This window comes from Williamsia herbipolensis (genome assembly GCF_000964005.1).
In the GTDB taxonomy this organism is placed as follows: Bacteria; Actinomycetota; Actinomycetes; order Mycobacteriales; family Mycobacteriaceae; genus Williamsia_A; species Williamsia_A herbipolensis.
On record NZ_JXYP01000023.1, the window covers coordinates 1 to 25,988 of the forward strand.

The 25,988-nt window shown below is 69.8% G+C and carries 24 protein-coding genes; 13 read left to right on the forward strand and 11 right to left on the reverse strand.

What is annotated here, in order from left to right; translation table 11 throughout:
• Nucleotides 1-121 precede the first annotated feature (121 nt).
• Nucleotides 122-2,032, reverse strand: coding sequence for a translational GTPase TypA (typA, locus tag TU34_RS13710; protein WP_045823470.1), 1,911 nt, complete (start codon nt 2,030-2,032; stop codon nt 122-124).
• Nucleotides 2,033-2,182: 150 nt separating this feature from the next.
• On the opposite strand from typA, the gene TU34_RS13715 reads away from it, so the two are divergent.
• From TU34_RS13715 to TU34_RS13725, 3 genes are all read left to right on the forward strand, one after another.
• Complete coding sequence (locus TU34_RS13715) at nt 2,183-2,362, forward strand: hypothetical protein (protein WP_055790494.1); 180 nt, start codon at nt 2,183-2,185, stop codon at nt 2,360-2,362.
• A gap of 75 nt (nt 2,363-2,437) precedes the next feature.
• Nucleotides 2,438-3,694 carry a DUF4185 domain-containing protein gene (locus tag TU34_RS13720; protein ID WP_082080285.1) on the forward strand — a complete coding sequence of 419 codons (1,257 nt, stop codon included), beginning with the start codon at nt 2,438-2,440 and terminating at the stop codon, nt 3,692-3,694.
• Nucleotides 3,695-3,872: 178 nt separating this feature from the next.
• Nucleotides 3,873-5,171 (forward strand): DUF4185 domain-containing protein, encoded by a 1,299-nt coding sequence (locus TU34_RS13725; protein ID WP_045823472.1) that lies wholly within the window; start codon nt 3,873-3,875, stop codon nt 5,169-5,171.
• A gap of 32 nt (nt 5,172-5,203) precedes the next feature.
• Here the strand turns inward: TU34_RS13725 and TU34_RS13730 are convergent, their stop codons facing one another.
• Genes TU34_RS13730 through TU34_RS13750 form a run of 5 tightly spaced genes read right to left on the reverse strand, consistent with a single transcriptional unit; the run spans nt 5,204 to nt 9,969 of the window.
• Nucleotides 5,204-5,734 carry a PASTA domain-containing protein gene (locus TU34_RS13730; RefSeq protein ID WP_238981308.1) on the reverse strand — a complete coding sequence of 177 codons (531 nt, stop codon included), beginning with the start codon at nt 5,732-5,734 and terminating at the stop codon, nt 5,204-5,206.
• Between the two features lie 12 nt (nt 5,735-5,746).
• Entirely contained in the window at nt 5,747-6,157 is a 411-nt protein-coding gene (locus TU34_RS13735; RefSeq protein WP_045823473.1) for a (deoxy)nucleoside triphosphate pyrophosphohydrolase, read from the reverse strand.
• Complete coding sequence (locus tag TU34_RS13740) at nt 6,154-7,212, reverse strand: ABC transporter ATP-binding protein (RefSeq protein WP_045823474.1); 1,059 nt, start codon at nt 7,210-7,212, stop codon at nt 6,154-6,156. Before TU34_RS13740 ends, TU34_RS13735 begins: the two co-directional genes overlap by 4 nt.
• Nucleotides 7,209-8,921 (reverse strand): ABC transporter permease, encoded by a 1,713-nt coding sequence (locus TU34_RS13745; RefSeq protein WP_420835185.1) that lies wholly within the window; start codon nt 8,919-8,921, stop codon nt 7,209-7,211. The genes TU34_RS13740 and TU34_RS13745 overlap by 4 nt, the downstream gene beginning before the upstream one ends.
• 22 nt (nt 8,922-8,943) lie before the next feature.
• Complete coding sequence (locus TU34_RS13750; RefSeq protein WP_338063000.1) at nt 8,944-9,969, reverse strand: thiamine ABC transporter substrate-binding protein; 1,026 nt, start codon at nt 9,967-9,969, stop codon at nt 8,944-8,946.
• A 112-nt stretch (nt 9,970-10,081) separates the two neighbouring features.
• On the opposite strand from TU34_RS13750, the gene TU34_RS13755 reads away from it, so the two are divergent.
• The 3 genes from TU34_RS13755 (at nt 10,082) to TU34_RS13765 (ending at nt 12,511) form a co-directional block, all read left to right on the forward strand.
• The gene (locus TU34_RS13755; protein WP_045823476.1) at nt 10,082-10,402 is read left to right on the forward strand and encodes a 4a-hydroxytetrahydrobiopterin dehydratase; all 321 of its coding nucleotides are present in this window, start codon (nt 10,082-10,084) and stop codon (nt 10,400-10,402) included.
• A gap of 291 nt (nt 10,403-10,693) precedes the next feature.
• Nucleotides 10,694-11,461 (forward strand): Rv1157c family protein, encoded by a 768-nt coding sequence (locus TU34_RS13760; RefSeq protein ID WP_238981320.1) that lies wholly within the window; start codon nt 10,694-10,696, stop codon nt 11,459-11,461.
• A gap of 222 nt (nt 11,462-11,683) precedes the next feature.
• Nucleotides 11,684-12,511, forward strand: coding sequence for a hypothetical protein (locus TU34_RS13765; RefSeq protein WP_052688934.1), 828 nt, complete (start codon nt 11,684-11,686; stop codon nt 12,509-12,511).
• 79 nt (nt 12,512-12,590) lie between these two features.
• On the opposite strand, the gene TU34_RS13770 is transcribed toward TU34_RS13765, so the two are convergent.
• On the reverse strand, nt 12,591-14,039 hold the full coding sequence (locus TU34_RS13770) for a sugar porter family MFS transporter (RefSeq protein ID WP_045823478.1): 1,449 nt from the start codon (nt 14,037-14,039) through the stop codon (nt 12,591-12,593).
• Nucleotides 14,040-14,210: 171 nt separating this feature from the next.
• On the opposite strand from TU34_RS13770, the gene TU34_RS13775 reads away from it, so the two are divergent.
• From TU34_RS13775 to TU34_RS13790, 4 genes are all read left to right on the forward strand, one after another.
• Nucleotides 14,211-14,780, forward strand: coding sequence for an HhH-GPD-type base excision DNA repair protein (locus tag TU34_RS13775; protein WP_045823479.1), 570 nt, complete (start codon nt 14,211-14,213; stop codon nt 14,778-14,780).
• Between the two features lie 79 nt (nt 14,781-14,859).
• Nucleotides 14,860-15,714 carry a hypothetical protein gene (locus tag TU34_RS13780; protein ID WP_045823480.1) on the forward strand — a complete coding sequence of 285 codons (855 nt, stop codon included), beginning with the start codon at nt 14,860-14,862 and terminating at the stop codon, nt 15,712-15,714.
• Between the two features lie 51 nt (nt 15,715-15,765).
• Entirely contained in the window at nt 15,766-16,452 is a 687-nt protein-coding gene (locus TU34_RS13785; protein ID WP_045823481.1) for a transketolase, read from the forward strand.
• The gene (locus TU34_RS13790; RefSeq protein ID WP_045823482.1) at nt 16,449-17,387 is read left to right on the forward strand and encodes a transketolase family protein; all 939 of its coding nucleotides are present in this window, start codon (nt 16,449-16,451) and stop codon (nt 17,385-17,387) included. Before TU34_RS13785 ends, TU34_RS13790 begins: the two co-directional genes overlap by 4 nt.
• 233 nt (nt 17,388-17,620) lie before the next feature.
• Here TU34_RS13790 and TU34_RS13795 read toward each other — a convergent pair whose 3' ends face one another.
• Complete coding sequence (locus TU34_RS13795; RefSeq protein ID WP_082080287.1) at nt 17,621-18,946, reverse strand: WS/DGAT/MGAT family O-acyltransferase; 1,326 nt, start codon at nt 18,944-18,946, stop codon at nt 17,621-17,623.
• A gap of 30 nt (nt 18,947-18,976) precedes the next feature.
• Nucleotides 18,977-20,206 (reverse strand): acyl-CoA dehydrogenase family protein, encoded by a 1,230-nt coding sequence (locus tag TU34_RS13800; protein ID WP_238981309.1) that lies wholly within the window; start codon nt 20,204-20,206, stop codon nt 18,977-18,979.
• A gap of 103 nt (nt 20,207-20,309) precedes the next feature.
• Here TU34_RS13800 and TU34_RS13805 point away from each other — a divergent pair, with 103 nt between their 5' ends.
• Complete coding sequence (locus TU34_RS13805) at nt 20,310-21,173, forward strand: LLM class flavin-dependent oxidoreductase (RefSeq protein WP_045823484.1); 864 nt, start codon at nt 20,310-20,312, stop codon at nt 21,171-21,173.
• 231 nt (nt 21,174-21,404) lie between these two features.
• On the forward strand, nt 21,405-21,608 hold the full coding sequence (locus TU34_RS13810; RefSeq protein ID WP_045823485.1) for a cold-shock protein: 204 nt from the start codon (nt 21,405-21,407) through the stop codon (nt 21,606-21,608).
• Between the two features lie 80 nt (nt 21,609-21,688).
• On the opposite strand, the gene TU34_RS13815 is transcribed toward TU34_RS13810, so the two are convergent.
• Complete coding sequence (locus TU34_RS13815; RefSeq protein ID WP_045823486.1) at nt 21,689-22,642, reverse strand: ROK family protein; 954 nt, start codon at nt 22,640-22,642, stop codon at nt 21,689-21,691.
• Nucleotides 22,643-22,744: 102 nt separating this feature from the next.
• Here TU34_RS13815 and TU34_RS13820 point away from each other — a divergent pair, with 102 nt between their 5' ends.
• Nucleotides 22,745-24,847, forward strand: coding sequence for a RecQ family ATP-dependent DNA helicase (locus TU34_RS13820; protein WP_045823487.1), 2,103 nt, complete (start codon nt 22,745-22,747; stop codon nt 24,845-24,847).
• 26 nt (nt 24,848-24,873) lie between these two features.
• Here the strand turns inward: TU34_RS13820 and TU34_RS13825 are convergent, their stop codons facing one another.
• A complete protein-coding gene (locus TU34_RS13825; protein WP_045823488.1) occupies nt 24,874-25,962 on the reverse strand; it encodes an NADH:flavin oxidoreductase/NADH oxidase in 1,089 nt (362 codons plus the stop codon).
• Nucleotides 25,963-25,988: the final 26 nt, after the last annotated feature.

Below are 25,988 nucleotides of genomic sequence, written 5' to 3' on the forward strand. Positions count from 1 at the left end.
CGCCGGGGCGGGTCGGCGGTGCACGCCGCGGTCGAGAGCACCGCGACACAACCGAGCACCACCGCCCACCTGGGCGCGCGTCTGCGCATCGCTGCGACGTCCACCGCCACCGGCCTCGAGATCAGCTGACGCTCTGGTTGCGTGCCTTGGCGCGCGAACGCTCACGGCCGCGGGCGGTCGCGTCGAGCTCCACCTTGCGGACGCGCACGACCTCCGGCGTCACCTCGACGCACTCGTCGCCGGCACAGAACTCCATGGCCGCCTCGAGATCGAGCTGCATGGGCTTGGCGAGGGTCTCCATCACGTCGGCCGAGGACTGACGCATGTTGGTCAGCTTCTTCTCACGGGTGACGTTGATGTCGAGGTCCTCCTGGCGCGGGTTGATGCCCACCACCATGCCCTCGTAGGCGTCGGCGCCGGGCTCGACGAAGAACGTCCCGCGGTCGGCGAGCTGGATCATCGCGAACGGTGTCACCGAACCGGAGCGGTCGGAGACGAGCGATCCGGTGTGGCGTGCCCGGATCTCCCCGGCCCACGGCGCGTAGCCGTCGAAGACGGCGTTGGCGATGCCGGTGCCGCGGGTCTCGGTGAGGAAGTCGGTGCGGAAGCCGATGAGGCCGCGCGAGGGCACCACGAACTCCATGCGGACCCAGCCGCTGCCGTGGTTGGTCATCTCCCCCATGCGTCCCTTGCGGGCCGCCAGGAGCTGCGTGACCGCGCCGAGGTACTCCTCGGGCACGTCGACGGTGAGGTGCTCGAACGGCTCGTGCAGCTTGCCGTCGACCTGGCGGGTGACCACCTGCGGCTTGCCGACGGTCAGCTCGAAGCCCTCGCGACGCATCTGCTCCACGAGGATCGCCAGCGCGAGCTCGCCACGACCCTGGACCTCCCAGGCGTCCGGGCGACCGATGTCGAGCACACGCAGCGACACGTTGCCGACCAGTTCCTGGTCGAGGCGCGACTTGACCATGCGCGAGGTCAGCTTGTGGCCCTTGACCCGACCGACGAGGGGTGAGGTGTTGGTGCCGATGGTGACCGAGATGGCGGGCTCGTCGACGGTGATGCGCGGCAGGGCGACCGGGTTCTCGAGATCGGCGAGGGTGTCGCCGATCATGATCTCGGGCATGCCCGCGACGGCGACGATGTCGCCGGCGACGGCCTTCTCGGCCGGGGTGCGCTCGACGCCGACGGTGGCGAGCAGTTCGGTGATCTTGGACCGCTCGATGACCGGCGCGCCGTCGACCTCGCGCATCCACGACACGGTCTGTCCCTTGGTGAGGGTGCCGTTGTGGATGCGGACGAGTGCGAGGCGACCGAGGAAGGCCGAGGCATCGAGGTTGGTGACGTGGGCCTGCAGCGGGGCGTTCACGTCGCCCTTGGGGGCGGGGACGTAGCTCATCAGCACGTCGAAGAACGGGTCGAGGTTCTCGCCCTCGGGCACGTTGCCGTTCTCGGGTGCGACGGTGCTGGCGATGCCCGCGCGGCCCGAGGCGTAGAGCACCGGCAGGTCGAGCGCGAGTTCGGCGGCCTCGGCCGCCTCGTCGTCGACGTCGGAGGCGAGATCGAGCAGCAGGTCGTGGCTCTCCTCGACGACCTCGGCGATGCGGGCGTCGGGACGGTCGGTCTTGTTGACCAGCAGGATGACGGGCAGCGATGCGGCGAGCGCCTTGCGCAGCACGAACCGGGTCTGCGGCAGGGGGCCCTCGGAGGCGTCGACGAGCAGCACGACACCGTCGACCATGGACAGTCCGCGCTCGACCTCGCCGCCGAAGTCGGCGTGGCCGGGGGTGTCGATGACGTTGATGATCACCTCGGTGCCGTCGGGCTGGACCCGGTGCACCGCGGTGTTCTTCGCGAGGATGGTGATGCCCTTCTCGCGCTCGAGGTCACCGGAGTCCATCACCCGGTCGACCACTTCCTCACGCTCGGTGAACACGCCGGATTGGCGAAGCATCGCGTCGACCAGGGTGGTCTTGCCGTGGTCGACGTGGGCCACGATCGCGACGTTGCGGAAATTCGGAACAGCAGTCACTGAGATTTCTTTCGGGTGGTGGACTCGAGGGTCACGACATGGCAAAGAAGGCCGGACTGGTGCGCGACCGCATACCAGGGTATCGGTACCGCGGGTGAGATGACGCTCACGCCCACATCGCGAAGGTAAGGCTCTGCTAACATGACGCTCGTGTCGAAGAAGATCACGCCGACGACGCTGCACACGGCGAAGTCCAAGAAGAAGTGCTGCCGCAAGTCCATGCGGTGCACCAGCTGCCCCGTCGTCCTGCACCGTCTGCGCAAGATCGACGCCGACGAGTTCACGAACAAACAGTTCTCGAAAGCCCTGAAGAAGGCACGCGCGGCCTGACCTCGGGCCGAAGTCCCCCGAGAAGCCCGTTCGCATGGGTGACATCGCCCGGACGTTCATGGGGAGGGTCCAATCGTGCGATCGCGTTCGCTTCTGGCTGTCATCACCACCGCCTGCCTGACCGCATCATTGGCGGCGGCGGTCGGCGTCACCGCGCCGGCCTCGGCGGCGCCGTGTGGCAACAAGGGAATCTTCGGCTCCAGCCTGGCCTTCGGGAGCAGTTTCGGCGGGCTGCTGGGCAGCCGGAGCGACCAGAAACCGTTGCCGCGCATCAGCACCGGGACCAGCCGCACCATCGGATGGGTCACCGGCGCGCTGTCGAACAATCGCACCGACACCCGCTTCGGGATCTCCGGGACCGATCTCGGCATCTCGTGGGACAACGGCTCGGGTCAGACCCTCATGGCCTTCGGCGACACCTACGGCGATTGCAACGCGCCGGGTCAGCAGTGGCGCCACAACACGATCATGCGGACCACCGACACCGATCCCGACAACGGGCTCGTCATCGGCCCCGGTATCCCCGGTGACATCCGCTCGGGCGTATCGGTGTCGGCGGCCGCGCCGCGTACGGCGTCGGAGGCCGTCGGCTCGCCCGGCGTACCGGGGGTGGCCATCACCTCCATCCCCACCGCGGGTATCGCCATCAACGGCATCCAGTTCATGAACTACATGTCGGTGCGGTCGTGGGGCGCGGCCGGGCGCTGGGTGACCAACTACTCGGCGATCGCGGTGTCGCGGGACAACGGGCAGACGTGGACCACGGCGCAGAGCACCGTGCGCCCCAACCTCCCCGCGCCGTCGCCGGGGGTGCGCGTCGTCGACGACAGCAACGGCAAGTTCCAGCAGAGCGCCTACGTCGACGGGCGCGACGGCTTCATCTATCAGTACGGCACACCCAACGGCCGCTTCGGCGCCGCCTTCCTGGCGCGCTTCCGTCCCGCGGACATCCTCGACCTCGGCAAGTACGAGTACTTCACCGGCGATCGCAAGACCCCGTGGTCGCCCGACAAGACGAAGTCGAACTCGGTGGTGCGCGAGCCGGTCGGCGAGCTGTCGGTGGCGTGGAACGCCCGGATCGGACGCTTCGTGATGCTGACTGGCGACGAGAACCGCGGATCGATCACCCTGCGCACCTCCCGGACGCCGCAGGGCCCGTGGAGCGGCCCGACCACGCTGCTCACCTCGGGGCAGCTCAGCGGCGTGTATGCCCCGTACATCTACGCCGGGACGTCGCCGGACAGCCCGTACCTCTACTTCACGGCGTCGCGGTGGCAGGACTACAACGTCATGATGATGCGCACCGATCTCTCGCTCATCCGGGTGCCCTGACCGAACCCTCACGGCCGTAACGATCCGATGACCGTTCGGCCGCAAACCGATCCTGGATTCCCGCTGCCGTACGGAAGTCGTGGATAGTCGGCGGGTAAACCCCACCGCCTCACCAGTCACACACGCACCATCATCGGTGTCGGCTCGTGGCCTGGGGTCCCGCCTCTCGAGGAGCGTCATGCCCGTCCTGCGCCGCAGTGCCGTCCTGCTGACCACCGTGTGCACCGCAGCGGCGACCCTGGTCGGCCTCGGGGTGGCGGGCACCGCGTCGGCGGCGCCGTGCGGCAACGCCGGACTGCTCGGATCGAGCCCGCTGGGCAACGCCATCGGCAACGCGTTCGGCAGCTTCGGCAGCAGCGGCGGCCCGCTGTTGGGCAAGAGCAGCTCGCAGGGGCCGCTGCCGACGGTCAACGGCGGCAACACCACACCGGTCGCATGGGTGACCGGGGCGAAGTCCCCCAACAACACCGAGGCGCGCTTCGGCATCTCCGGCACCGACCTCGGGATCGCCTGGGACAACGGCACGGGTCAGACCCTCATGGCCTTCGGCGACACGTTCGGCAACTGCAACGCCGCCGGCCAGCAGTGGCGCCACAACCTGATCCTGCGCACCACCGACACCAACCCGGCCGACGGCGTGACCATCGGCAACGGCGTCCCCGGTGACGTCCGCTCGGGCGCCGTGGTCGGTTCGGGCGCACCCACGTTCGCCACCGAGTCGATCCCCGCACTCGAGATCGCGGGGGTCGAGGTGACCACCATCCCGACCGCGGCCATCGCGATCGACGGCAAGCAGTACATGAACTACATGTCGGTACGGCAGTGGGGCGGACCGGGGCGGTGGGTCACCAACTCCTCGGCCATCGCGGTCTCGAGCGACAACGGTCAGACGTGGGCGACACAACCGCAGACCGTGCGCCTGAACCTCCCGGTCACCGTTCCGGGGGTCGAGCAGGTCGACGACAGCAACGGCAAGTACCAGCAGAACGCGTACCTCCGCGGGCACGACGACCCGTACATCTACCAGTACGGGACACCCAACGGACGCTTCGGCGCCGCGTTCCTCTGCCGATTCCTGCCCGGGAACATCCTCGACCTGAGCAAGTACCAGTACTACACCGGCGACAGCGACCCCACCAAGACGTGGTCGCCCGACACCACGAAGTCGAAAGCCGTTGTCACCGAACCGGTCAGCGAACTGTCGGTGGCGTGGAACAACCGTCTCCAGCGTTACGTGATGCTCTACGGCAACGAGACCACCGGCAACCTCGTGATGCGCACCGCGACGGCACCGCAGGGACCGTTCAGCGCACCGACCACCCTGCTCACCAGCCAACAGCTCGGCGGGGTCTACGCGCCGTACATCTATCCCTCCAACGGCGGCAACGACCAGTACCTCTACTTCACGGCCTCGCGGTGGCTCGACTACAACGTCATGATGATGCGCACCGACCTGTCGCGGATCCCCGTCGGCTGAACCGACGCCGACCCGTTCGGCGACAACCGTTCCTAGCAGGGGTTGGGCTCGTCGGTCTTGACCACCGACAGCACCGCGTCGCCCTCGCCGATGCGCGCACCGGCCGCCGGTGACTGCGCGACGACGATCCAGTTGCGGTCGAAGATCTGCGCGCGCCCGGCGCCGGTCGCGTCGCGGCTCCGGGAGTAGAAGACACCGGTGCGCTGGATGAGATCCTGGGCCGCCTGAAGGTTCATGCACACGACCTGCGGCATGATGCCCTCGCCGGACGCCGCGGTCGTCGACCGTGGCGCGTCGGTGGTCGAGGCCGGGGACGCCGATGAGGGGGTCGACGACGGGGCGCTGACCGTGGTACTCGGCGCGACGGTGACCGTGACCGGCGGCGCGGCGACCGGATCGTCGGATCCGCCCGTCCCCACCACCACGGCGATCACGATGACGAGCAGGATCACCGCCGCTCCCAGGATGATCCAGGCACCGGTGTTCGGCGACCGACTGGGGGGTTTCGCGAACGGATCGGTGTCGTCGCCGGGATCGAATCCACGTGTCGGGGGCAGGGACATGGTCGCTGATCCTTACTGGGCGTCGGGCGCGTCGAGGAGCGCGAGGAGGTCTGGGAGCCACGCGGTGTCGGCGGGGACCACCGCCCCGGCGTCGGCGAGGGCGCGCAGCCAGTCGGCGTCGACCCACCGGACGGCGAGATGTTCGGTCGCCGTGGGTGTCCCGTCGCGCAGCACGCAGCGCATCGCGATCAGGTCGACACCCGGCGCCACCTCGACGCGACCGCCCACCGTCTCGTGGACGGTCACCTCGATGCCGAGTTCCTCGCCCAACTCGCGGGCCAGTGCCTCCTGCGGCGACTCCCCCGGCTCCACCTTGCCGCCGGGCAGCTCCCACAACCCCGCGAGCTCCGGTGGTCGGGAGCGCTGCGCGACGAGCAGCCGCGGCCCGTCGATCACCGCGCCGGCCACGACCGTGCGGGTCATCCGATCACCGCGACACGGTCGGGATCGATGCCGACCCCGACGGTCTCACCCACCGACAGAGCGGGTGTGGACACCGCCGACACGATTGTCCCGTCGTCGAGGGCGACCGACAGGAGGTGCTCCTCGGGCAATGCCGCGACACTGCGCACAATCGCGCGCACCCCGCGCTCCTCGCCGCACACCACCACCGATCGCGGTCGCAGACCCACGACGACCTCCCCACTCGCACCGTCGGATCCACCGTCGAACAGTCGCCCGGCGAGGGCGACGGTTCCGAGCACGGTCTGCACCGTCGTCGCACCGGTGTCGGCATCGCGCACGAGGTGCCCGCCGATCAGGGTGGTGCATCCGACGAACCGGGCCACCCACTCGTCGACCGGTCGACGCCAGATCGTCTCGGGCGCACCGGATTGCACGATGCGGCCCTCCGACATGACCGAGATCCGGTCGGCGATGACGGCGGCCTCCTGGTGATCGTGTGTCACGAGGATCGCCGGGGTCCCGGCGACGCGCAGGATCTCGGCGATCTCGGCGGCGAGCCGCTCACGCAGCCGGCGGTCGAGCGAGGAGAGCGGTTCGTCGAGCAGCAGCAACCGTGGGCGCGGCGCCAGCGCGCGGGCCAGCGCCACACGTTGGGCCTGCCCGCCGGACAACTCGGTGACCGCGCGATCGGCGAGACCGGAGAGCCCGACGAGATCGAGCAACTCGGCGACCCGTTCCGCGCTCGCCGCGCGTGACCACCGGCGCGCGCGCAGGCCGTAGGCGATGTTCTGTCCGACCGTGCGTCCCGGCAGCAGCTGGCCGTCCTGGAAGACCACGCCGAAGTCGCGTCGGTGGGTCGGCACGGCGGCCAGGTCGACACCGTCGAATCGCACGGTGCCGCCGGCGATCGGTTCGATCCCCGCGATCGCACGGATGAGCGTCGACTTCCCGCACCCCGACGGGCCGAGCAGAGCGGTCACCGGCGCATCGGCGGTGCCGATGTCGAGGTCGATGTCGTCGATGACCACCTCGTCGTCGTAGGTGACGCGCAGCGAACGCACCTCGAGCGTCACAGGTCACCGCCCGAGACGGTGCGGAACGACTCCATCACGACCACGGCGATCGCGGTGACGACGATCATGAGCACCGAGCACGCCATCGCGGTCGCCAGATTGTCGGCGCCGGGGCGGTTGAGTGCCGAGCCGATCAGCACCGGCAGCGTGGTGGTGCCCGGCCGGGCCAGGAATCCGGTCGCCCCGAACTCGCCGACGGCGATGATGAAGGCGAACGCCCCCGACGCCGCCAGCGGACGCCAGATGAGCGGCAGGTCGACCGTGCGCCACACCCGCCACGGTCCGGCACCCAGGGTCGCCGCCGCATGGCGCAGCCGAGGCGGGATCGCCGCGAGCGCGGGGGCGATCACACGGATCACCACCGGTACCGCGATGAGTGCCTGTACGGCCGGGATCAACCCCGGCCACGACGCGACACCGGCGGGCAGCGAGGCGAGCACGATGAGATAGCCGAAACCGACGGTCACCGCACTGACACCGAGCGGGACCAGGGCGAGCGCCGAGCCCACCGTGGCCGCCGTCCCCCGGGCGCGTTGCAGCGCGATCGCCGCGAGCAGGCCGATCACCACCGACAGCACCATCGCCCACAGTGCACTGACGACGCTGTACTGCAGTGTCTGCAGGGGTGTCTGACCGTTGACCGCGCGGGTCAGCGACCGATAACCCGACAGCGTCCACTCCCCTCCGGCGGTGGGACGCAGCGATCGGATCACCACCACCGACAGCGGTCCGACCAGGACGACCACCGCCCACACCGCGACGACCGCTTGCGACGCCCGGCCGCGGACCCGCGCCGTGGCCTCGCGCGCGACGACCGCGACGGTCCGCGGCGTCACCCACCCGGAGATCGCGACGACGACGATCACCACGACGATCTGCAGCAGCGACAGGGTCACCGCCGCGGGGAGGTCGAAGTAGCCGATCGCCTGGGTGTAGACGGCGGTCTCGATGGTCTGCCAGCGGCCGTTGCCGAGGATGAGGACCACGCCGAAACTGGTGGAGCAGAACAGGAACACCAGCGCCGACGCGGACAGGATTGGGACGATCAGACGCGGAAGCACCACGGTGGTGAAGGCGCGCCACGGGGTGGCCCCGAGGGTGCGGGCGGCCAGTTCGGCGCGAGGATCCTGCGTGCGCCACGCCGACCCGACCACGCGCACCACGACAGCGATGTTGAGGAAGGCGTGGGCGGCGAGGATCGAGGCGACGCTGCCGTCGAGGCCGAGACCCGACAGCGGCCCACCCGGGGACACGATGGCCCGAAACGCCATGCCCACCACCACCGTCGGCAGCACGAAGGGAATGGTCACCCCGACCATCAGCAAGGTCGAGGTGCGCGCGCTGCAGGTGGCGACCAACCAGATGATCGGCGCCGCGACCACGAGGGTCACCAGCGTCGAGCCCGCGGCCTGGGCGAGGGTGAACCCGAGCAGACCCCAGGCGTCGGTGCGACGGGCCAGGTCGAGCAGACCCTCACCGTCGGACACCCCGACCGCGCGGACGACCAACGCTCCGACCGGCCACACGAAGAAGACGCCGATGAAGGCCAGGGGGATCACGGTCAGGACCGCGACGACGCGGCGGTGGCCGGTGTCGCCGGTCTCGCCGCGGCGGTGGCCGGTGTCGCCGGTCTCGCCGCGGCGGTGGCCGGTGTCGCCGGTCTCGCCGCGGCGGCGCCGGACCGGTCGCAGCCGTCCCGCGCCGGTCACCGCGTTCGCGGTGGCCGTGACCTCAACGCCCCAGGATCGTGCGCCACTGCTTCTGCCAGTCCTCGCGGTTCCGTGCGATCGAGGCCGCCGACAGCTCCACCGTCGAGGTGGGCAACGGCGCGTACTTCTGCCACGTCTCCGGCAACGTCACGCCGTCGCGGACGGGATAGACGTACATCGAGTCCGGCAGCGCCTGCTGCACCTGCGGACTCAACATGAAGTCGACCAGCTTCTTCGCCCCGTCGGTGTTGGCCGCACCCTTGAGCACGCCCACGTACTCGACCTGTCGGAAGCATCCGTCGAGCAGCGCCTTCGTCGCGGGGTTCGCCGCGGGCGACGAGGCGTACGACACGACGATGGGCTTGGGGCCCTTGCCTTCTCCGCCGGAGAACTGCTGGTTGTACCCGATCTCCCAGCCCGACACGACGGTGACGTCGTTGGCGCGCATGGCGCGCCAGTAGTCCTGCCAGTTCGACGGGTCGGCGGCGATCGTGGCGAGCAGGAAGCCCAGACCCGGCGACGAGGTCGCCGGGTCCATGACCACGGTGTCACCGCGGTAGCGGGCGTCGGTGAGCTGGGCGATCGAGGTCGGGGCGGGGATGTTGCGCTGCGCGAACCATGCCGTGTCGACGTTGACGCAGACGTCGCCGCGGTCGACCGGCGTCAGCTCGTCCTTGTCGCCGTTGAGCGCGTACTGCGCCGCGCCGCCGACCAGCGCCGGTGAGCGATAGGACTCGAGCGCGCCGGCCTGGATGGCGCGCGAGGCGAAGGTGTTGTCGATGCCGTAGACCGCGTCGGCCTTGGGCCGCCCCGGGGTCAGCGACACCTCCGAGGTCAGCTGTCCCGCGTCGCCCGACTGCGACACCTTCAGCTCCAGGCCGGTCTGCTTGCGGAAGTCCGCGATCACCGAGTCGGGTAGGGCGAAGGAATCGTGGGTGAGCAGCGTGACCGACGCCGTCGAGTCGGAGTCACCGCACGCTGTCGCCATCGACGCGGTCAGCGCCGCACCCATCACCACGATCATCGCCCTGCGACCCCACCGCTGCACCCCGATCGACCTCCTCCACCACCAGCGCTCCGGACACGGCGTCCGGGCGCGGAGTTCTTCTTCCGCGATCTAACCAGCACGCTGCAGGCGGGGCGGGGTGCACCATGGATGCATGGCATCCGACGACTCCGCCACCGGACCTCGACCGCTCGATCCCGACGAGATCGAGGCAGCGCGCCCGACCCTGCCCCTGTGGGAGTGGGGCGACGGCGTGATCCGACGGTCGGTCGAGGCACCGTCGTTCCCCGCGGCGATCGATTTCGTGCGGCGGGTGGCCGAGGTGGCCGAGCGCCGCGACCACCATCCCGACATCGACATCCGCTGGCGCACGGTCACGCTGGCCCTGAGCACACACTCAGCGGGAGGATTGACCGTTCTCGACCTGGAATCGGCGCGGGAATACGACTCCCTCGCGCCTGGGCCGAGTGTCTGACTGCCGGTGTCGATCGTGTGTGCAGCGCGTAACAATCGCATCACCAGTCACATGGGTCACTCTGGTATCACGCTATGGTCCCTGGACGGTTGTCGACACGCGGCGACCGCCTAGACTCACCCGCGGCGCCCCTCGAGGTCGCCGACGGGGACGACAAGATTCGACGGCGACCACGGTTGTGTCGCCACAGACGGGAAGTACCACGCTGTGAAGGGTGTTCTAGTGCGAAACGCAGGCGCGCGTCCCGGGTCGTTGACCCGTCGGGCCGTCTCCATCACGGCGTTCGCCGTGATGACCGCCCTGGCCGCACCGGCGGTCGCCACCGCCGCTCCGTTCGCCGCAGCTCCGGCCGCCGGCGCGCCGAAGGTCGACCAGCAGACGCTCGATTCGGTCGGCGCCTTCTTCCCCGCGATCATCGGATCGGTCGCCACCCCCGGTCCCGACGGCAAGGCCAATCCGGCCCTGATCTCGCAGGCCACCGCGCTCGCGACCGCGAAGGGTGTGCCCCCGCAGGTCGGGGCCATCTGGGACCAGGTCGTCGGATTCCTGAACAACACCGCCAAGCCGTCGCAGGTCGCCAAGGTCGCCGCCGCGAACAACAAGGCGGCGAACAACGATCCGATCATCCCGACGGGCCCCAACGCCCCGAAGATCCAGCAGTTCCTCTACCCCACCATCGGTTTCGGTTGCACCCCCGCCGGGAACTCGGTCGGCACCGCACTGGTGACCGCGGGTCCGCAGGCCGCCCCGGCTCCGGGCCCCGCCCGCGGACAGGCCGGCTACGTCTACACCAGCCTGGGCACCGGCCCCGCCGTCGACAACGCACGCAACCCGCTGATCGCGATCTGGATCAACATCGACACCGGCAGGACCGGGCAGATCAACCTCAAGCGCAACGCGAAGATCAACGCCGTCAACGGTCCCGGCACCTTCACCGCGATCGCCAACACCGGCCGGGGTCGCGTCCTCTCCGCCATCTACGGCGCGGTGACGACGAAGAACAACAACCGCGTGAACAGCTGCACCATCGTCCCGACCGTGGGCCTGTCCTACATCTGACCCAGCGCTCGACGAACTCCCATTCACCCGCCACGGCACACGCCTTCGGCGGGTGAATTGTTGTGCGCACCAGTACCAAACGCGATTCGGTCCCGGTCGCGTCTCATCTCGATCACGTGCATTGCGGCTCGCGGACACTCGTGCGAATGTTCACTCGTACCCCCCTGGCCACTTCTGTCACACTCCCTCGGCGCGTCGACCGACACCTCGCCGAGACCGGCCATGAGCTTCGAGGAGCCCGACCCCATGCCGATCCACACCCGCGCGCGCCGCGCCGCTCTGCGCACCGGCGTCGCCGCCGCGATCAGTGCCGCGGCCATCGCCGTCGCAGCCGCACCGGCCGGCGCCGTGCCCACCACCACCACCGTGCCGGCCGGCCAGAGCACGCCCGTCGACTCGGTCGCCGCGGCTGCCCTCTCGGCGCTGACCAGCAACTCCACCGCGACCCAACAGCAGACCCCCACCGCATCGGGTCAGGACATCGGCGCACTCCTCGCCCAGGCCAACGACACCCTGCGCAAACTCGGCATCCAGCCGTTCCTCAACCCGTCGGTGGCGTTCAACTGCGTCGCGCCGACCTCGACCAACCCGTTCGGCCTCGCCCCCGCTGTGGGCGGCGCGGTCGCCGGGCCCTACTCGGCACCGGGGCTCCCGGCGCTGCCGATGATCAACGGGATCGACCCGAACATCGTCAAGAGTGGTGAGACGCTCTACGGCTTCGTGCCCGCCGGCATCACACCCGACGCGAACACCGCGGGCATGCAGGTCGCCTGGTTCAACATCAACTCCGGCAAGGGCGGCTTCGCCCAGATGGGTGACGCGTCGCAGACGATCATCGACCGTTACCTCGCGGGGGTCCCGGCCGGGCCGATCCGCGACGTCGCCGTCGCCACGGTGAAGACCGTGCTCACCACCATCGCGCCCGCAGGAACCCGGCTGGCCCCGGTGGCCACCGGCAAGGGCACCGTTCTCTCCGCGGTGTTCGGAACGGTGAACAGCGGCGGTCGCAGCTGCTTCTTCCTCCCGATGGTGGGCATCACCAACGCCTGACGCACGACGACGACGGCCGGTCGAGGGAACCCCTCGGCCGGCCGTCGTCGTGTCGGGAACGGGTCGCGATGAACCCGGGTCAGGAGACCTCGGTCGGAATCGTCTTCCCGCTGCGGAGGTCGCCCATGTCCTCGAGTTCCATACCGTTCGTCTCGGGCACCTTGAACTGCACGTAGAAGTACGAGATCGCCGCGCACAGCGCGAAGAACCCGTACACGTAGGCCAGGCCCAGGCTCTCGCTCAGCTGCGGGAACAGCAGGGAGATCGCGAAGTTGGCGATCCAGTTCATCGCGGTGCAGACACCGAGGGCGACACCGCGGATGCGGTTGGGGAACATCTCGCCGAGCATCACCCACATGACCGGGCCCCACGTCGCGGCGAAGGCGACCACGAAGAGGTTGGCGCCGATCAGGGCGAGGGTGCCGTAGGTGTCGGGCAGCGTGACCGAGTCACCCGAGCCCTGCTGCTGGGTGAACGCGATCGCCGCGAGCACCAGGCCGATGAACATGCCGACCGAGCCGATCTTCAGCAGACGGCGACGACCGATGCGGTCGACGAACAGGATGGCCCCGAAGGTCATCACGACGTTGATGACACCGGTGATCACCGATGTCTTGAACGACTCGCTCTCGGAGAACCCGACGGACTGCCACAGGGTGGTCGAGTAGTAGAAGATCGCGTTGATGCCGACGAACTGCTGCAGCACGGCGATCCAGATGCCCACCCACACCAGGGGGTGCAGACCGAACGACGGGCCGCGGATGTCCTTGAGCGACACGTTGGACTCACGCTTGAGCGTCAGGCGGATCTCCTTGACGCGGTTGAGCGGATCCTTCTCACCGGTCACCTCGCGCAGGATGCGGGCGGCCTCCTCGTCGAGGTTGTTGCCGACGAGGTAGCGCGGCGACTCGGGGATCATCAGGGCGAGGACGCCGTAGACGATCGCCGGGATGACGCCGACGAAGAACATCCAGCGCCAGGCCTCGATACCGAACCACAGGTCGTTGGACGCGCCGCCGGCACTGTCCTGCAGCAGGGAGTCCGAGAGCAGGGCGATGAAGATGCCGATGGTGATGGCGAGCTGCTGCATCGACCCCAGCGCGCCGCGGAACTTCGCGGGCGCGATCTCGGCGATGTAGGCCGGCGCGATCACCGAGGCGATACCGATGCCGAGGCCGCCGAGGATGCGCCAGACGATCAGATCCGGGACGCTCCAGGCGAATCCGGTCCCGATCGAGGAGATGAGGAACAGGAACGAGCCCACGAGCATCACCGGCTTGCGGCCCCACTTGTCGGCGAGGCGACCGGCGAACCACGCGCCGAGTGCGCAACCGAGCAGGGCCACGGCGACGGCGAAGCCCTTGAAGAACTCGCTCAGCTCGAAGTGTGACCCGATGGAGTCGACGGCACCGTTGACCACGGAACTGTCGAACCCGAAGAGGAAGCCGCCGACCGCCGCGGCGACGGTGACGCCGATGACCTTGGCGAGGTGTTGGTCTTGTTTGGTGTCCTGAGCCGATGTGCTCACCTGACCACCCCGATCTGCTTCGTGGAGAGTGGGATCGGCGCCGAGGGCCCCGCCGTTTCCGGACCACCCTGTGCCGTGGGGAACGCTACTCCCCACCCACCCCGCCGAGTCGGCGATCGACGCAGGTGTCGCGAGGCGGACCGGTGCGGCGGCAAAAGTTAGACTCCCGACATGGTCACACTGCAGATCGCCCAGGACCCGGCCGCCGACGAGCTGTTGTCGAACGATCCGTTCGCCCTGTTGGCCGGCATGCTGCTCGATCAGCAGTTCCCGATGGAACGCGCGTTCGCCGGGCCGGCGAAGGTCCTCGACCGGTTCGGCACGCTCGACCCGGAGAAGATCGCGACGGCCGATCCCGACGCGTTCGCCGAACTGTGTGCCACTCCCCCGGCGATCCACCGCTACGGGCGGTCGATGGCCAAGCGACTGCAGGACCTGGCGAACGTGATCGTCGCCGAGTACGACGGCGACACCACGCGTATCTGGACCGAGGCCACCAGCGGCGCCGATCTGGTGAAGCGGATCAACGCACTACCCGGATTCGGTGAGCAGAAGGCCAAGATCTTCACCGCCCTGCTGGCCAAGCAGCTCGACGTCAAGCCCAAGGGCTGGACGACCGCGGTCGGCGACTACGGCAAGAAGGGATTCCGCTCGGTCGCCGACGTCGTCGACGAGGAGTCCCTGAACAAGGTCCGGGCGTTCAAGAAGGAACAGAAGGCCAAGGCGAAGTCGGAGGCCTGACCGCCCGCTTCGGCGAGCCCGGACAGGGGAACCCGGTGATGAGTTCTCCGTCACACCGCGATGGCATAACCTGTCATCCATGGATGTGAGAGTCGGTTACACGCTGCCGTTCAAGGTCGGCTTCGCCGTGACCGGTGTGGCACTGGCCGCGGTCGAGTCGAGCGTGACCATCGCGCGCCTGACCTTCGAGAACGTCGCCCACGAGGTCAACAACGTCTTCGGCGTCGAGGACACCACCAACTTCTCGGCGCGGACGCCGCTCGCCCTCATCGGGCAGATCGCCGAGATGCTCGGCCCCGACCGTCCCATCGGCAAGATGCTGGCGCAGGACGGCGCCCTCGACCGCCTGTTGTCGCCCGGCGGCGTCGTCGATCGGCTCACCGAGGCCGACGGCTCACTCGAACGCCTCACCGCCCGCGACGGTCTCCTCGACCAGATGGCCGAGGAGGACGGAATCCTCATCCGCCTGGCCTCCAAGGGCGGACCGCTGGATCGTCTGTCCCGCAAGGGCGGCGTCATCGACCAGTTCACCGAGAACGAGGGCATACTCGAACGCCTCACCGGCGAGGGCGGGGTGGTCGACAAGCTGACCGCCGAGAACGGGCTGCTCAACAAGATGACCGAGACCGGCGGCATCATCGACCGACTCGTCGACGACGGCGGACTCCTCGACCAGCTCGTCGGCGAGGGCGGTGCCGTCGAGCGCGCGATCGCCCCGGGCGGCACCATCGACCGCATCACCGAGCTGACCGAGGTCATCAGCCAGCTCGCCCCCAGCATCGTCGCGATCCAGGAGACGGTGCACGAACTGCGCGACGCCGTCGACGTGCTGAACAACGCTGTCACCCCGCTGTCCGACCTCGCCGGCCGCCTGCCCAAGCGCCTCGTCCGCGGCAACGGCAAGCAGGCCGAGCTCAACGGGCACCAGCACTGAATCGACGCGAGCGCTTGACCTGAACAAAGGTCGAGGTTGCATCGTGGTCCCATGACCACCACGACACCCCTGGGTCGTCGCGACCTCACCGCGCTGATGGCGCGGATGACCGGCGACGAGAAACACGACGCAGCCGCACTGTCCACCCTCGACGTGGTGTGGACGCTCTACCACCACGTCCTCGACATCTCCCCCGACCGCCTCGACGATCCCGACCGCGACCGGTTCTATCTGTCCAAAGGTCATGGGCCCATGGCGTTCTACGCGACGCTGGCCGCACACGGCTACTTCCCGGTCGAGTGGCTCGATCACTGGACGTCGGTCGACTCCCCGCTCGGCGCCCACCCCGACCGGGCGCTGATCCCCGGATGCGAGATCTCCTCGGGATCGCTCGGCCACGGGCTGCCGCTCGCCGTCGGCACCGCACTCGCATTGGGTGCCCGCGGGAGCCGTGCCCGTGTGTTCGTCCTCGTCGGCGACGCCGAACTCGACGAGGGGTCCAACGACGAGGCCATCGCCTTCGCCGGCGCCATCGGGCTCGACGGTCTGACCGTCATCGTCATCGACAACGCCTCGGCCACCCATCGCCGGCCGCACCGCCTCGCGGCGCGATTCGCGCTCGAATCGTGGTCGACCGCCGAGATCGACGGGCACGATCCGACCGCGATCCTCGGCGCGCTGCAGCCGTCCGAGCCGGGTCCGCGGGCGGTCGTCGCCAGGGTGGAGGCGAAGTCATGACCGATCCACGAACCCGATTCGCGGACACCGCTGTCGACCTCGTCGACCGCGACCCCGACACCGCACTCGTCTACGCCGAGATCGGCGGACAGTTCTTCGGCGGCGCAGCCGCGCGCCACCCCGACCGCGTCGTCAATGTCGGCATCCGGGAACAGCTCCTGGTGAACGTCGGTGCCGGGATGTCGCTGGCCGGCATGTTCCCGATCGTGCACACCTTCGCGCCTTTCCTCGTCGAACGCGCCTACGAGCAGATCAAGCTGGGCTTCGGCCACCAGGACGTCGACGGGCTCCTGGTCTCGACCGGCGGATCGGTCGACATGTCGACCACCGGACGCACCCACCAGACCGACGCCGACGTCGCGCTGATCGACGCGGTCCCCGGAATCGCGATCCACGTACCGGGCACCGCCGCCGAGGTCGAGGCGGTGATGCGTGCGGCCCACCGGCGCCGCGGACGCCACTACGTTCGCGTGACGGCACAGCAGAACTCGGCCACCTTCGACGCCGCCGACGGTCAGCTGCACATCGTGCGGCCCGGATCGTCGAACCTCGTGATCCTCGCCGTCGGCCCTGTTCTCGACGCCGCACTGGCCGCCGCGGCGGAGATCGCCCACACCGAGGGCGTCGAGGCGACCGTCTGCTACACCGCGACCGTCCGACCACTCGACACCGTTGGGCTGTCGAGAGCGTTGGCGCACAACACGTCCGGCGAACACCCCGACGTGGTGTTGGTCGAGCCGTACCTGGCCGGAACGTCGGCGCACGTCGTGTCGGGTGCCCTCCTCGACCGGCCGCACCGACTCCTGTCGTTGGGTCACGGCCGCGCCGAACGCCGGCTCTACGGAACCCCCGAGCAGCACCTGCAGGTCTCCGGGCTCGACGCGGCAGGGGTGGCGCGATCCGTCCGGGCCCTGATGAGGGCACACGCGGCGTAGCGTGAACGGCACACGCCTGCGACGGGAGATGCACATGGGACAACCGATACCTGCGCCTTCGCCACCGGAACCGCCGGATCCCGGCCCGCCGATACCGACGCCCGTGCCCGAGCCCGGTCCCCCGATGCCGGATCCTCCTGCGCCCACTCCTCCTGGGCCCACTCCCCCTGCTCCGCCGTCCCCGGGGCCGACGCCGGATCCGGCACGGCCGACGGTGATCTGACCGACGTGGTCTAGGTGTTCAGTCGCGCGGCCAGACGGTCTCGGTAGGCGTCGACGTCGGCGAGACCGGTCGGTGACGAACAGATCGAGATGACCACGCGGTCACCGATGCCGTGGACGCCGTGCGTCAGCGTCTGCATCGGCGACAGCGCCGGGAAACCCGTCGTGAACGCCACGCGCCCACCGCCGAGAACGAGGTCGGCGGGTCCGCGGTTCACGCTGGACACCACGACATTGCCGGTCATCGTGTCGGGGACGACGTCGGCGTCGAAACCCGCCACACCCCAGCGGATCAGTGCCGCCGGTACCGACGCCATGGCTCTCGACTCGGCCACGGTGGCGGGGTGGGCGGCGCGCAGGACCGCCGCGTCGATCTCGTCGCCGATGCGTCGCGCACGAACGGCACGGTCGGGCTCGGTGATCCACAGGTCGATTCCCGCATTGCGGAAGTGGTTGCGCGCCGACCGGACACCGGGTTTCGCGACGGTGATCTCCGCGCGCAAGCCGACCGACGGGTCGACGTCGAGGTGCTCGGCCAGGGCTTCGGAGATCACCACCAGGGCACCGCGGGTCACCGATCCACCGATCGCCCGCAGCGCGTCGCGGTCGGTGTGGACCGTGCGCAGCTCACGGCGGTGGTCGGGTCGGGTGTTGACGGCGACCAGCGGCCCGCCGGCGGGGGCGGCCGACACCCGCCCCTCGGCGATGTCGTGCTCGCGCCGTCGATGCGCGCGGTGGGCGCCGACGGCGGACACCGCCAGACGCCCGGCACGTACCGGCATCGAGGCCACCGCGCGGGCGACCGCCCTCGTGGGCGAGAAGGTCCCGATGTCCGCGACGGAGCAGTGGGAGTCGGACACGAGGGGGTCGGGGCCGAACAGTCGCCGGGCGATGTCGGAGGCGAGGAGGCCGTCGGCCAGGGCGTGCGCGATCTGCAGCACCGCGACGACCGTGGCGCCGTGCACCCCGGGGGCATCGGAGATCGGATCGAACAGATGTACCCGCCAGCCGTGGTCGGTGAGGTCGATCTGGTCAGCCATCTCGGCGCCGAGGATGCGCAGACAGTCGTCCCATCCCTGGGCCCGATGCCGTCGCAGCTGCCGCGTCGACACCGGCGCGTGCACCCAGTACGGGAAGTCGAGACCGTGCGGGACCTCGACGATCCGCAGCATCAGATCGTCGATGCCGGCCGCCCGACCGAGGAGCGCCGACCCGATCTCGTCGATCGAGTCGCCGGGTCCCACACCGCGGTCGAAACAGTAGAGCAGGAACTGGTCGCTGGGGATCGTGGCCGACATCCAGTACGCCTGGGCGTCGGTCGCGGTCATCAACTCCACGCGCCGCACGCTAGCAGCGCGGTGAACCGATCAGCTGGTGGGACGCTTGCCGGCACTCCACGCGTACGGCAGGTCGTCGCCGTTGAGCTCGAACGCCCCGACCGCCTGCAGCTTGTAGATGAGCGGGTTGTGGGTGGCGATGGTCCGCGCGTTGCGCCAGTGTCGATCGAGACGCAGCCGCTCGGACACGATCGAGGCGCCGCCCACCTCGAACAGCTGCGTGGTGGCCTCGAGGACCTGTGGGATGACGGTGGCCTGCGCCTGCGACGACGCGAGTTCGGCCGCGTCGAGGAGGGCGTCGTCGAACTGCCCGCGGGCCTGCGCGTCGTCGAGCGCGGCGTCGAGGGTGTCGGCGACGGCGAGCACCGTGGCGCGCGCGGCGAAGGCGGCACTGGACAGGCGGCCGACCACCTGCTGGACCAACGGATCCTCGCGGGGCAGGTCGGCGGCGGCGTGGGTGTAGCTGCGGGTACGCGACCGCACCCAGTCGATCGCGTCGTCGGTGGCGCGGCGGGCGATGCCGGCGAGCACCGCGAGCTGCACCAACTGCAGGTACGAGGTGCCGTAGGTGCGGCCCGCCTGGCCGTAGCCGGCGCCTAGGAGGCGATCCTCCCCGACGCGGACGTCGGTGAACTCGGTTGTGCCGCTGGCGGTCAGGCGCTGGCCGAAGCCGTCCCAGTCGTCGTGCTGGCTCACGCCGTCGGCGTCACCGTCGACGAGCACCGACACCCGCTCGCCGTCGAGGTCGGCGGCGACGAGGATGTGGTCGGCGTAGAGGCTGCCGGTGCTGTAGTACTTCGTCCCGTTGACCACCAGCCCGTCACCATCACGGCGCACGGTGGTGCGGTACCGGTCGACGGCCCCGACACCGGGCTCGGTGATGGCGTTGCCGACGAGTCGACCGTCGGCCACCGCCCGCAGCCAGCGTTCGCGCGCCTCGGAGTCGGTCGAGAGCCGCTGGTCCTCTACGAAGCTCCAGTGCACCCGAAGGGCCTGCGGCAGGTTCGATTCCGCGGCCGCGAGATCGATGAGCAACCGGAACAGCTGACGAACCGTCGCGCCCGAGCCGCCGAACTCGACCGGCACACGCAGCGCCCCGAATCCCGCCTCCTTCAGCCATCCCGCCTCGTCGAAGGCGAGGCGGCGATCCACCTCGCGCTCGAGTGCACCCTCCGCGATGCGGGCGAAGACGGGTGCGAAGCGTGCGTCGAGATCGGCGTCGGACGTGGTGGTCGCGCTGGAGGCGAGAGAGCTGGTCACGCGGCCACTCAACTCCGGGCGCGCGGGCGCGGGAAGAGCTGGACTCACGATGGGCCTAATCATCCGCACACCCCGTGCCGGCCGGGCGGTAGCGTCGGGACCCATGCGCCACGGAATCGCCATCCTGCCCGAACACCCCTGGCGCGAGGCCCGTCCACTGTGGGTCGAGGCCGAGGAACTCGGGTTCGATCACGCGTGGACCTACGACCACGTCGTGTGGGGCGGTCTCCCCGAATCGCGGTGGTTCGGGGCGATCCCCACCCTCACCGCCGCCGCGACGGCGACCTCGCGCATCGGGCTCGGGGTGTTCGTCGCGTCGCCCAACTACCGGCACCCCGCGCCGTTCGCGCGCGACCTGCAGGCGCTGGCCGACATCTCCGACGATCGACTCCTGCTCGGACTCGGTGCCGGTGGCGACCCCGACTCCACCCTCCTCGGCGGCCCGGCCCCCAGTCCGCGCGATCGCGTCGACCGCCTCCAGGAGTTCACCGATCTCCTCGACCGGGTGCTGTCGACCGACCACGTCACCACGAACGGACGGTGGTTCTCGACCACCGACATGCGACTGCGCGACGAGCCGATCCGACCTCGCAACCCGTTCCTGTTGGCGGGCAACGGCCCCCGATCGATCGACTACGCGGCACGCACGGGCGACGGCTGGATCACCACCGGACCGAAGGCCGACGACATCGAGGCGTGGTTCGCCGGCGTCGCGACCTCGGTGGGGCATCTCGAGGCGTCCCTGGAGCGGGCCGGTCGCGACCGAGCGTCGTTCCCGACCTACCTGAGCATCGACACGTCACCCGCCGTCTCCCTGTCGAGCACCGAGCTCTACATCGAGATGGCCGGGCGGGCAGGGGAACTGGGCTTCAGCGACGTGATCTGCCACTGGCCGCGGGACACCGCGCCCTACGACGGCTCGCTCGAGGTGCTCCATGACATCGCCGACCGGGTCATCGGGAGGTGACACCGATCGGGTGTCGATGATTCCGCGACGCGCGGGCACATCGGGTTGACACGACCCCGCGTTACCTGTTGACTTGTCGTCGGTACAAGTTTTTGTGTTCGATAGTCGCTCGCAAGAATTTACACGCGAGGGCGTCGGGACATTCGCAAGATTTCCTTCCGCACCCGTAGTTGTAACCCGAGATGGCGTGAGCTGCGCCTTCTCGCACACTGGAAACAAAGGAAATCTCCCATGACTCAGGGAACTGTCAAGTGGTTCAACGCTGACAAGGGCTTCGGCTTCATCACCCCCGACGACGGCGGCAAGGATGTCTTCGTCCACTACAGCGAGATCCAGGGCGGCGGATTCCGCAGCCTCAACGAGAACGATCGCGTGAGCTTCGAGACCGAGCAGGGCAACAAGGGCCCGCAGGCCGTCGGCGTCACCGCGCTCTGATCTCCACCTGATCTCTCCCAGTCAGCCCCGTCCCGAACCGATCTCGATCGGTGGACGGGGCTGATTGCTGTTCGGGGTGCTCACCGCGCCGCGGGCAGCCGATCGGCCAGGTGGACGAAGGCCGCGGCGCCGGCGAGCGGCGCCTCGTCCCCCAGGCCGGCCTCGATCACCCGGACCCGTGACACGTAGTCCAACGGGTGTCGCGCGACGTGCGCCCCGATCCGGTCGATGAGATCCGGCGCCACCCGCGAGAACCCGCCCCCGATCGCGACGACCTCGATGTCGAGCAGCGCCGCGGCACTGCAGACGCCCTGGCCCACCAGCGCCGCCAACCGTTCCACGGCGCGCACCGCGACGTCGTCGCCCGCGGCGAACGCGGCTGCCAACTCCTCACCGGTGGTCCCCGGCCACCCCTGGCCGCGAGCCCACGCCACGGTGTGCGGCCCCGAGGCGACCGATTCCAACGTCGTCCGACTCCCCAGGCTCAACTCCCCTGTCGCACCGGACACCTCGATCTGACCGATGTGCCCGGCGTTGCCCGTGACGACCCGGCCGTCGAGGATGATGCCGCCGCCGATACCGGTCGAGATGACCATCCCGATCATGTTGGCCACACCGTGCGCCGCACCGGTCCAGTGCGCGGCGAGCGCGATCGCCACGCCGTCGCGGTGGAACTCCAGCGGAACACCGGGTAGACGTTCGGCCACGCGTGCGGCGATCACCGCGCATAGCGGATGCTCGTGCCAGGCAGGGAGATTGATCGGGCTCACCGTTCCCGCCCGCTCGTCGATCGGCCCGGCGACACCGACCCCGACCCCGACGATCGAGCCGTCGGCGACGCCTGCGGCCGCCGCGCGATCGAGGGCACCGTCGACGACCTGGAGCACCGACGTATCGAGCTCGGCCGCCGAGCGTTCTCCGCCGGTACCCGCCCGGCATCGCGTCGCACCGAGCACGGCGCCACGATCGTCGACCAGCGCACCCTCCACCTTGGTCCCGCCGATGTCGATCGCCAGCGCCCACCGATCCGTCATGCGCCCAGTCTCGCATCGCGACGTCCACCTGTGGACAGAGAACATGGTGACCCCGGCGCCGGCACCGTCGGTGTCGTGCGTCGCCGGTAGCGTCGGAAGACGATGGACACCGAAGCGAACACCTGGACCACGGCACGCGCCGCCACCGCCACCACCGTCATCGAGGCCCTGGCCGGGCCGGGCGCCACCCTGCGCGAGGACCAGTTGACCGCGGTCTCGGCGCTCACGACACCGGGGTCGCGGGTGCTTGTGGTGCAGGCCACGGGCTGGGGCAAGTCGGCGGTGTACTGGGCGGCGACGGCCATCCTGCGCTCCGAGGGTGCCGGTCCGACCCTCATCGTCTCGCCCCTGCTGTCCCTGATGCGCGACCAGGTCGCCGCGGCCCACCGGGCGGGCCTGCGGGCGGCAACGGTCAACTCCGCCAACATCGGTGACTGGTCGGCCATCGAGGACGATCTCCGCAGCGGTGCGCTCGACGTGTTGTTGGTGTCGCCCGAACGCCTCGCCAACCCCGGCTTCGGTCGTCGGGTCCTCGACGCCGTCGCCGACACCCTCGGCCTGCTGGTGATCGACGAGGCGCACGCCATCTCCGACTGGGGCCATGATTTCCGTCCCGACTACCGCCGCGTCGCCGATGTCCTCAAGACGGTGAATCCCGCGATGCCGGTCCTGGCGACCACGGCCACCGCCAACGCCCGCGTCACCGACGACGTCGCCGGTCAGCTCGGTTCGGCCACCCTGGTGCTGCGCGGCCCCCTGGCGCGACGCTCGTTGCAGCTCAACGTTCTCGACGCGATGACGCCGATCGAGCGTTACGGCTGGGTGGTCGACCACATCGACCGGCTGCCCGGATCGGGCATCGTCTACGTGCTCACCGTCGCCGACGCGCAGCGGCTCGTCGACGCGATCGTCGCGGTGCACGGTGAGGGGATCGGTGTCGCCGCCTACACCGGGCAGCTCGATGCCGATCGTCGGCACGTCCTCGAGGACGGTCTGCGGGACAACGACCTCAAGGCGTTGGTCGCGACGTCGGCCCTCGGGATGGGCTACGACAAGCCCGATCTCGGGTTCGTGGTGCACGTCGGTTCACCTCCGTCGCCGGTGTCGTACTACCAGCAGGTCGGTCGTGCCGGGCGCGCCATCGACGACGCCGTGGTGGCGCTGCTGCCGTCCGGGGCCGACGCCGGAATCTGGGACCACTTCGCGACCGCGACGATCCCCGACCCGAAGCAGATGGCGGCGGTGCTCGACGAACTCGACCGCTCCGACGAGGCGCCGTCGGCGATCGCGATCGAGGCCTCGACCGGGATCCGGCGTACGCGTGTGGAGTTGATGCTCAAGCAGCTCGCGGTCGACGGCGCCGTCGACCGCGTCGACGGCGGGTGGCGATCGACGGGCACGCCGTGGTCCTACGACGCCGAGCACTACGACGGGATCATCGACACACGCCGTCGCGAGGCCGACATCATGCGCGCCTACACCCGCGGCGAACGCTGCCTGATGGCGCTGCTCGTGGAATCCCTCGACGATCCGGATGTCGCCGCCTGCGGCCGGTGCTCGGTGTGTCGCGGAGCCCTGTCCGAGGGCCTCACGGCGGCCGCCGATCCCGAGACGGTGCGCGCGGTGTCGGCCACCCTGCGCTCGGGTGCCCACGATCTCGACCCGCGGAAGATGTGGCCGGGCGGTGCTTTCGGCGCCAAGGGACGCATTCCCGGCCATCTCGCGACCGAACCGGGGAAGGTCCTGGTCCACGCGGATGCACCGGAGTGGACCGACACCCTGACCGCGGCGCGCCGCGGTGACGCCGATGCCCTCGGGGAGATCTCCGCGGCGGCCGTGGCGGCTCTGTCGGCGTGGCGCACCACCTGGGTGCAGCGGCCCGAGATCGCGGTGTCCCTCACCACCGGCGGATCGGGACGGTCGATCGCCGACCACGTGGCCGACCACCTCGCGTCGGTCGGTTCGTTGGACCGCGCGACGCAACCGATCGACACCTCGGGCGATCCGGGTCGTGACGCGTCCGGCGCCGACGAGGCCGCCCACTGGCGGGCGGCGATGCAACCGGCCCCCGACGTGGCGGGCAGAACTGTTCTGCTCGTGGTCGATTCTTCACGGTCGGGGTGGCCCATCACCGTGGCGGGCGCGCACCTGCGTGACGCCGGCGCCGCGGCGGTCCTCCCGCTGCTCATCCACCGACCGGCCTGACCGGGCCCCGGCCCGACACGACACGGTCAGTCGCGCCAGGCGCCCCGCTGGTACTGCGGCCGGTACGGCGCGTCGTGGTGTCCGATGCCGAGTTCGTGGGCGGCGCGCAGCGGCCAGGCCGGGTCACGGAGTGCACCACGGGCGAGGAACACCGCGTCGGCCTGTCCGGTGGCCAGGATCGTCTCGGCCTGCTGCGGGTCGGTGATCATCCCGACGGCGGCGGTCGCGATCTGGGCCCCACTGCGGATCCGGGCGGCGAACTCGACCTGGTAGCCCGGCCCGACCGGGATGTCGGCGATCACGTTGCCGCCGGTCGAGGCGTCGACGAGGTCGACGCCGTGCTCACGCAGCATCCGGGCGAGCGTCACCGAATCCTCGGCGCTCCAGCCACCATCGGTCCAGTCGGTCGCGGAGATGCGGAACAGCACGGGCACCGCGTCACCGACCGCGGCGCGCACGGCGTCGGCGATCTCGATCGCGAGTCGGGTGCGGCCGGCGACGTCGCCGCCGTAGGCGTCGTCACGATGATTCGACTGCGGCGAGAGGAACTCGTGGATCAGGTAGCCGTGGGCGGCGTGGATCTCGACGGTGTCGAAGCCGGCCGACGACGCCCTCCGGGCCGCGTCACCGAATGCCGTCACCACCTCCCCGATCTCGTCGTCGGTGAGCGCCCTCGGGGTGGCGTACCCGTCGAAGGCGACGGCCGACGGTGCCACCGCCTCCCAACCACCCTCGGACTCCGGAACCGAACCCTCGCCATCGGCGAACGGCGAGTAGGTCGAGGCCTTGCGGCCCGCGTGCGCGAGCTGGACACCGATGAGCGAGTCCTGGGCGTGCACGAAATCGGTGACTCGACGCCACGCGGTGGCCTGCTCGTCGTTCCACAGACCCGCGTCCTCGGGGCTGATACGCCCGTCGGCGGTCACCGCGGCCGCCTCGGTCATGATCAGTCCGAAGCCACCGATGGCGTGCGATCCGAGATGCACGAGATGCCAGTCGGTGGGCACGCCGTCGCGAGCGAAGCAGCTGTACTGGCACATCGGCGACAGCCAGACACGGTTGGGGACGGTCAGCGATCGCAGGGTGAGGGGCTCGAACAGCGCGGGGGTGGTCACGGGAGAGATCAACGACGGCCGGAGCG

What these genes read in the sequence shown, in the direction of transcription:
- TU34_RS13725 (WP_045823472.1), top strand. Translation starts at nt 3,873, where the DNA reads ATGCCCGTCCTGCGCCGCAGTGCCGTCCTGCTGACCACCGTGTGCACC.
- TU34_RS13730 (WP_238981308.1), bottom strand. Translation starts at nt 5,734, where the DNA reads ATGTCCCTGCCCCCGACACGTGGATTCGATCCCGGCGACGACACCGAT.
- TU34_RS13735 (WP_045823473.1), bottom strand. Translation starts at nt 6,157, where the DNA reads ATGACCCGCACGGTCGTGGCCGGCGCGGTGATCGACGGGCCGCGGCTG.
- TU34_RS13755 (WP_045823476.1), top strand. Translation starts at nt 10,082, where the DNA reads ATGGCATCCGACGACTCCGCCACCGGACCTCGACCGCTCGATCCCGAC.
- TU34_RS13760 (WP_238981320.1), top strand. Translation starts at nt 10,694, where the DNA reads ATGACCGCCCTGGCCGCACCGGCGGTCGCCACCGCCGCTCCGTTCGCC.
- TU34_RS13765 (WP_052688934.1), top strand. Translation starts at nt 11,684, where the DNA reads ATGAGCTTCGAGGAGCCCGACCCCATGCCGATCCACACCCGCGCGCGC.
- TU34_RS13775 (WP_045823479.1), top strand. Translation starts at nt 14,211, where the DNA reads ATGGTCACACTGCAGATCGCCCAGGACCCGGCCGCCGACGAGCTGTTG.
- TU34_RS13780 (WP_045823480.1), top strand. Translation starts at nt 14,860, where the DNA reads ATGGATGTGAGAGTCGGTTACACGCTGCCGTTCAAGGTCGGCTTCGCC.
- TU34_RS13785 (WP_045823481.1), top strand. Translation starts at nt 15,766, where the DNA reads ATGACCACCACGACACCCCTGGGTCGTCGCGACCTCACCGCGCTGATG.
- TU34_RS13790 (WP_045823482.1), top strand. Translation starts at nt 16,449, where the DNA reads ATGACCGATCCACGAACCCGATTCGCGGACACCGCTGTCGACCTCGTC.
- TU34_RS13805 (WP_045823484.1), top strand. Translation starts at nt 20,310, where the DNA reads ATGCGCCACGGAATCGCCATCCTGCCCGAACACCCCTGGCGCGAGGCC.
- TU34_RS13810 (WP_045823485.1), top strand. Translation starts at nt 21,405, where the DNA reads ATGACTCAGGGAACTGTCAAGTGGTTCAACGCTGACAAGGGCTTCGGC.
- TU34_RS13815 (WP_045823486.1), bottom strand. Translation starts at nt 22,642, where the DNA reads ATGACGGATCGGTGGGCGCTGGCGATCGACATCGGCGGGACCAAGGTG.
- TU34_RS13820 (WP_045823487.1), top strand. Translation starts at nt 22,745, where the DNA reads ATGGACACCGAAGCGAACACCTGGACCACGGCACGCGCCGCCACCGCC.